The organism is Desulfosporosinus sp. (assembly GCF_014237355.1).
Taxonomy (GTDB): Bacteria; Bacillota; Desulfitobacteriia; order Desulfitobacteriales; family Desulfitobacteriaceae; genus Desulfosporosinus.
This window is the reverse complement of the sequence record NZ_JABZFS010000069.1, coordinates 1-6,020: the sequence shown is the minus strand read 5'-3', so window position 1 is coordinate 6,020 and position 6,020 is coordinate 1. Positions and strand designations below refer to the sequence as shown.

The window sequence follows — 6,020 nt, the reverse complement described above, 5'->3', positions numbered from 1 at the left end:
AGGTTCTGAGCAAACTCTTCCGCATCTTTGAGGTCTTCAGCATTAGGTCTACCCTTATTCATTCCCCCAAATAGTTTAAGGAAACTATTTGTGTTAAAACCTTTACAACTGAATTCATCAATGATCATGTAACCTTTAGATTGTAGTTTTTCCCTAAGCAACGAGTGATCTTGGGCGACTTTGGCTTCTCCCATAATTGCACTGGTTGAGAAAATGAATGCTTTCTTGTTGGTGACTTGTGGTAGTTTATCGGCAAGATCAAGCAGAAATTTATGGTGTTTTTCACCATATATCCCTGAGCCAAAGCCTATTAGACTATACTCTTGAAGCTCTTCAGAGTTTATTTGCTGTGGCGTTTTTATTTGTGCATCAAGAACTTTTGCGAAGACGTTAGCGATTTTCTCAGTATTATTGTGATGGTATGAATACAAAACCAATAGAGATTTCATTGGCAACACAACATTAGGGATAGGTTTTTTCTCAGCCATCTTGTCACCCCCTTCTTATTGTTTAAATTGTACTGTAAAGTTACCTAGTTAAATTTTTTTATTATGCTCCACAGTTATGACTACATGTCCCTTTTTGAGCCCGTTTTCGACATACCTGTGAGCCTCGGCAGTTTGTTCCAACGGATAGCATCGATCTATGACCGATTTTATCTTCCCCGCCTCAATAAGCTTTTTGATGAAAATTAGATCTTCAGCCTTGTCGCTTGCCATCGCACATATTACTTTCTTACTGCCTATTATTTTAGTCCATAGCATTTGAAAAAGCTGTCTCATCTTAAAGCTGGCTAAAAGATAGCGTCCGTTTTGCTTTAGCGAGCTTTTACAACGTGAAAACGAACTCTTACCTAATATGTCAAAAATAAGATCATAGGTCTCACCGCTTTGGGTAAAATCCTCTTTAGTGTAATCAATGACCTTATCGGCTCCCAGAGATTTCACCAATTCTAATCTCGGGGTACTGCATACCCCAGTAACTTCTGCCCCAAAGTGAGACTTGGCAAGCTGTGTCGCAGCTGAACCTATCCCTCCAGAAGCGCCATTGATAAGGACTTTTTGTCCGCTCTGAATATTTACTTTTCTAAGTAAACTCAACGCCATTAATGTCCCATAAGGAGCGGTAGCGGCTTCCTCACAGGTCATATTGGCCGGTTTTAGTGCCACTACCCCATCTTCAGGCATACATAGATACTCGGCATTAGCACCCATTCTCATACCGCGATATGCAAAAACTTGGTCACCTTTCCTAAATAATTTTACATCTTTGCCTACTGCTTCAATTTCCCCGGCAAACTCACTCCCTAGTATATTTATTTTTGGTCTTGTGAGACCAAAATATATTCGCGCACCGAACCAAAATGGCATTGACATATTGAATTTACTAGGGGGAATGTTTTTGAAATTTCGAGTTATAATATCCCCGTAATTTACTGATGCCGCATATATTTTTATCAGTACTTCATCTTCCTTGGGAGTAGGTTTTGCTACCTCTTTGAGCTGAAGAACTTCCGGTGGTCCGTATTCTGTGTATACAATCGCTTTCATCATAATCTCCTTTCAAAAATCGTTACCAATTTCCTGTAGCATAACTGTAAAATGGTACTAGTGTTCATACCCAAAAAAGTGTTAATCGGAGGTTTAACTCTATACTTGTCATATCCATTCACATAGTAATAACAACTTTTCCTTGAGCGTGCCCTTCTTCAAGATACCGCAGAGCTTCAGGGACTTCACTTAAGGGGTAACATCTATCTATAACAGGTACTACTTTACCGGCTTCAAAAAGCTTTTTCAGAAAAACCAAATCTTCTTTTTTGTTTGGTTTCCACATCACGATACCCATTTTCCTACTCCCGGTCATTGAAATCAATGGCCCCAGGAACAGAGCTTGGAAAATTGCAGCCGTGGAACCTCCGACAAAGACATAAATTCCCTTGGGACTCAAAGCACGCTTGTAATCGAAAATTGAACGATATGCCACAACATCAAGAATCAGGTCATAACGCTGCCCACTTTTGGTGAAATCTTCTTGAGTGTAATCAATGACCTGGTCTGTACCAATCGAGCACAGCATGTCCAATTTTCTCGTGCTGTCCACGCCAGTCACTTCAGCCCCAAAGTACTTGACAATCTGCACTGCAAAGGTACCCACACCACCACCCGCACCATTGATTAAAACTTTTTGTCCTGGCTCAATCTGTCCTTTATCGCGAAGACCCTGAAGGGCGAGGATTGCCGCTTGAGGATAGGTCGCTGCTTCCTCGAATGTCATACTGTCCGGTTTCAGCCTCAATGCATTTTCAGGAACAGATACATACTCGGCAAAAGCGCCAAAACCACACACGGATAGATCCCCGAATACCTCATCACTTGGCTGAAACTGCTTTACGTTTCTGCCAACCGCTGCAACCCGCCCGGCTATGTCAGATCCGAGTATCTTGTACATTGGTTTTAGAGGCCCCCCGATGCGGACCCAGAACACACCTCTCAGGGTTTCCACGTCAGCTGCATTTAAGGATGCTGCATGAACTTTTACCAACACTTCATTGTCCTTGGGAGCAGGTTTTTCTACCTCTTTTAATTCAAGAACATCGGGTGAACCATATTTTGTGCATACAATCGCTTTCATGAGTTTCCTCCAAAGTTGCTTTGTTAGGTTTTGTCGTTATGCTCCACAGTTATTACTACCTTCCCTCGGGCGTGTCCTTCTCCAAGATACCCGAGAGCTTCAGCAACCTTACTTAACGGGTAACGTCTATCTATAACAGGAACTACTTTGCCGACTTCAAGAAGCTCTTTCATAAAAGCCAAATCCTTTTTGTTTGATTTCGCCGCTAAGTTACCCATTTTCTTAGTCCCGGTCATTGACATCCATGGTCCCAGGAGCATGGATTGGAAAATTTGAGCCATGGAACCTCCGGTACAGACATAAATCCCCTCGGTACTTAATGCACGCTTGTAATCTGAAATCGGATGATATCCGTTAACAGCAATAATCAGGTCATAACGCTGCCCACTTTGAGTGAAATCTTCTTGAGTGTAATCAATGACCTGATCTGCACCAATCGAGTGCGCCATGTCCAAATTCCTGGTGCTGCATACGGCAGTTACTTCAGCCCCGAACGATTTGGCAATCTGCACTGCAAACGTACCCACACCACCAGATGCACCATTAATCAAAACCTTTTGCCCTGGCTGAATCTGTCCTTTATCGCGAATACCCTGAAGAGCGGTGACCGCCGCTAAAGGTACGGCCGAAGCTTCCTCGAACGATATATTGGTTGGTTTCAGCACTAATGCATTTTCAGGAGCAGATACATACTCGGCAAAACCGCCCCAACCACACGCAGAAAGGTCCCCGAATACCTCATCACCTGGCTGAAATTGCTTGATGTTTCTGCCAACCGCTTCAACCCGCCCCGCTATGTCAGCTCCGAGTATCTTGTTTTTTGGTTTGAACAGCCCCGAGCCCATTAAGCGTACCAAGAACGGCTTACCTCTCATGAAACCCCAGTCAGCATAATTTACGGATGCCGCATATACTTTTACCAGTACTTCATTGTCCTTGGGAGTAGGTTTTTCTACCTCTTTTAATTCAAGAACATCGGGTGAACCATAGTTGTAATAAACGATAGCTTTCATTTTATTATCCTTCCTCTTTTGATTGATAATAATTTTTTAAAATTGTCCGAATTTGTCAAATGCTGTAATGAATCAATTTCAGGATTTCATTTCGGGTATTTTTGCACCTTTAAATAAAAGCCAAAACATAAATAACAATTCCCCAATAAAAGTAAACATGGCAATTGTTATATGGTAATTGGGTAAAAGAAAAATTACAAAACTATCTATTAGATAGCCTAAACCTGCAATTATCAACAAGACGCCCAGAATTCTGGGAATGTAGCCCGACTTGAAAACTAAATAACCAAGGGTAAACAAATGAAGGCCAAAAAATACGTATCCAATTTGCCATCCATAGCTAAACGCATTGAGAAATAACATCACCTGAGTAGGCAACTGATCTGTTTCAAAAACTCTCAAGTAGTCAGCACCACTTAAAAGGTGCAAAACAATAACAAGATTAAGCAGAGCGATTCCAAAAATAGTGGCATACACCAGCCTAAACCACGCCGTAAGCAACGAGAGACTCTTGTTTGCTGGCTTGAGCAAAACATAAAGTGCCCAAGCCACCACCACATCAAGAATAATTACGATTATAAAGCTACAAATACCGCTACGGAATAGTAACTCATTAGCCACAATATTATTTGCTGTTGTTGCTGCATCTCCCGGCACAATAAGGTTTTGACGAACAAAGAATTCAGCGAAGATAGCGAATATACTCATGATTAGAAGTCCGAACCCTGCGACTATTGCAGCTTTGCGTAGTGATATATCTTTCATATAGTTTATTATTTCAATTTCTCCTTATTTGTTATTGGGGCTAACTTCATGGCTAGGCCACCTCCAGGCAGACCAGACAATCAATAAAAGCCACACAACTTGTCCAATGGAATAGATATAGGAATAAGCCCATGACCCTGGCATAAGCATCAATGTGATAGCAAGACCAATATGGAATATACTTACTATGATATTTGTCCAGCGATTCGCCTGAGGCTTCAATGTCAGGGACAGCAAAACCATAACACCCGGAATCGACATCAATATTGCAGTTGCCCATAAAAGTGTGGGAGTAATTAGAATACCTGCTACTTTTCCAGTTATTATTTCCTCTATGATCCCCGGCTGGAAAAATGTCTTAATATCCGCATATATATACAAAAACATCAAAGCTACCCATAATGCTGCAAGCTTTATCTTCACATTTATTTTCACATCTTCTAAAATTCTTGCGGTCTTTCTGTTTGAATTCACTTTTTATCTCCTTTTTATTCAGGTATCTTTTTTTCATCCGTATGGTATTCCAATAAGTCTCCCGGTTGACAATTGAGTTCTCTGCAAATAGCCTCCAGGGTTAACATGCGTATTGCCCTGGCTTTTCCGGTTTTTAAAATAGATAAATTTGAATTAGTAAGTTGTATTCGTTTTGCTAATTCATTGAGTGATATTTTTCTATCTGCCATCACTCTGTCGAGTCTGAATATGATACTCATTTATCCTCCTAATTATACGGTTAAATCATGATCTTCCTGAAGAACAGTTCCACTTTTAAAAATTTCACATAGCATAAGCAGTAATATACCGGCCAACAGTGAGCTAAAATCAAAAGTTAAAATTGAAAATCCAATAAGCAGCTTACTGATCTTCGAGATAATAAGCACATTGCTTTTGTTGAATACTATATCATTTTTAAAATTATTAAATAAATACTGTGATTTTTTTAATATTCGAAGCAGTAATGCTACAATCACTCCAAAATAGGGCAGGAAAAGAATTCTCACGGCAAGCGGTATGTTTTTAATCATTTGCCAATCCTCATCATTTTTTAGCTCACTGAAAATATGAAAATTGACCTTGGCCATTCCTAACGCAGCAGGATCTTCGACTGGCGTAGAAAATAAGATTATTGCTCCCACTACGACTGCAATAATTGATAGTGCAAGCACTACATACCATGATACATGTAAAATTCCACTCAGTAAGGACGACAGCGATTTTTTACCTAAATATTTCATTTGAAATCTCCAATTTAATTTTAGTTAATTATAATCTACTATTTGTTGAAAGTCAAGCTTTTTTTATTGATAATCAATATATATTTATTGTTTTCTGGTTATTTATTATTAAATTTTAATAATCATACTGCTTTTTACTTTACCGATATACTAAATACTCATGTTATGCATATAAGGCAGTGTCATAATTAAGCGCTATTTTTTCGAGGAAAGTAATTTGAAGTGTCAAGTATGTCAAGAGGACGTTTTGCTTGTCATATATTGAGAATATATATTTAGCTTATTAAATCACCGCTAACGGTTAAAAAAATTAGTTCTTTTAATTTTTTTACACTTTAATATTGATACTGACCTGTACCCGATTAGCTGGACA

General features: G+C 39.5%; 8 protein-coding genes. All 8 read right to left on the bottom strand.

The genetic code is table 11. The features are described 5' to 3' along the window. A partial coding sequence (locus tag HGJ98_RS15225; protein WP_291352337.1) for a flavodoxin family protein occupies positions 1-488 on the bottom strand: 488 nt, incomplete at its 3' end. A 48-nt stretch (positions 489-536) separates the two neighbouring features. Beyond that, positions 537-1,550, bottom strand: coding sequence for an NAD(P)-dependent alcohol dehydrogenase (locus HGJ98_RS15220; RefSeq protein ID WP_291352335.1), 1,014 nt, complete (start codon positions 1,548-1,550; stop codon positions 537-539). Positions 1,551-1,668: 118 nt separating this feature from the next. Continuing rightward, complete coding sequence (locus HGJ98_RS15215; RefSeq protein ID WP_291352333.1) at positions 1,669-2,634, bottom strand: NAD(P)-dependent alcohol dehydrogenase; 966 nt, start codon at positions 2,632-2,634, stop codon at positions 1,669-1,671. A 23-nt stretch (positions 2,635-2,657) separates the two neighbouring features. Next, positions 2,658-3,647 (bottom strand): NAD(P)-dependent alcohol dehydrogenase, encoded by a 990-nt coding sequence (locus HGJ98_RS15210; protein ID WP_291352331.1) that lies wholly within the window; start codon positions 3,645-3,647, stop codon positions 2,658-2,660. A gap of 78 nt (positions 3,648-3,725) precedes the next feature. Further along, a complete protein-coding gene (locus HGJ98_RS15205; RefSeq protein WP_291352329.1) occupies positions 3,726-4,412 on the bottom strand; it encodes a DUF4386 domain-containing protein in 687 nt (228 codons plus the stop codon). Between the two features lie 24 nt (positions 4,413-4,436). Then, on the bottom strand, positions 4,437-4,886 hold the full coding sequence (locus tag HGJ98_RS15200; protein WP_291352327.1) for a DUF6326 family protein: 450 nt from the start codon (positions 4,884-4,886) through the stop codon (positions 4,437-4,439). Between the two features lie 14 nt (positions 4,887-4,900). Next, positions 4,901-5,125, bottom strand: a complete 225-nt coding sequence (locus HGJ98_RS15195; protein ID WP_291352325.1) for a helix-turn-helix transcriptional regulator — start codon at positions 5,123-5,125, stop codon at positions 4,901-4,903. Positions 5,126-5,137: 12 nt separating this feature from the next. Further along, positions 5,138-5,647 carry a hypothetical protein gene (locus HGJ98_RS15190; RefSeq protein WP_291352323.1) on the bottom strand — a complete coding sequence of 170 codons (510 nt, stop codon included), beginning with the start codon at positions 5,645-5,647 and terminating at the stop codon, positions 5,138-5,140. Positions 5,648-6,020 lie beyond the last annotated feature (373 nt).

What these genes read in the sequence shown, in the direction of transcription:
- HGJ98_RS15220 (WP_291352335.1), bottom strand. Translation starts at nt 1,550, where the DNA reads ATGAAAGCGATTGTATACACAGAATACGGACCACCGGAAGTTCTTCAG.
- HGJ98_RS15215 (WP_291352333.1), bottom strand. Translation starts at nt 2,634, where the DNA reads ATGAAAGCGATTGTATGCACAAAATATGGTTCACCCGATGTTCTTGAA.
- HGJ98_RS15210 (WP_291352331.1), bottom strand. Translation starts at nt 3,647, where the DNA reads ATGAAAGCTATCGTTTATTACAACTATGGTTCACCCGATGTTCTTGAA.
- HGJ98_RS15205 (WP_291352329.1), bottom strand. Translation starts at nt 4,412, where the DNA reads ATGAAAGATATATCACTACGCAAAGCTGCAATAGTCGCAGGGTTCGGA.
- HGJ98_RS15195 (WP_291352325.1), bottom strand. Translation starts at nt 5,125, where the DNA reads ATGAGTATCATATTCAGACTCGACAGAGTGATGGCAGATAGAAAAATA.
- HGJ98_RS15190 (WP_291352323.1), bottom strand. Translation starts at nt 5,647, where the DNA reads ATGAAATATTTAGGTAAAAAATCGCTGTCGTCCTTACTGAGTGGAATT.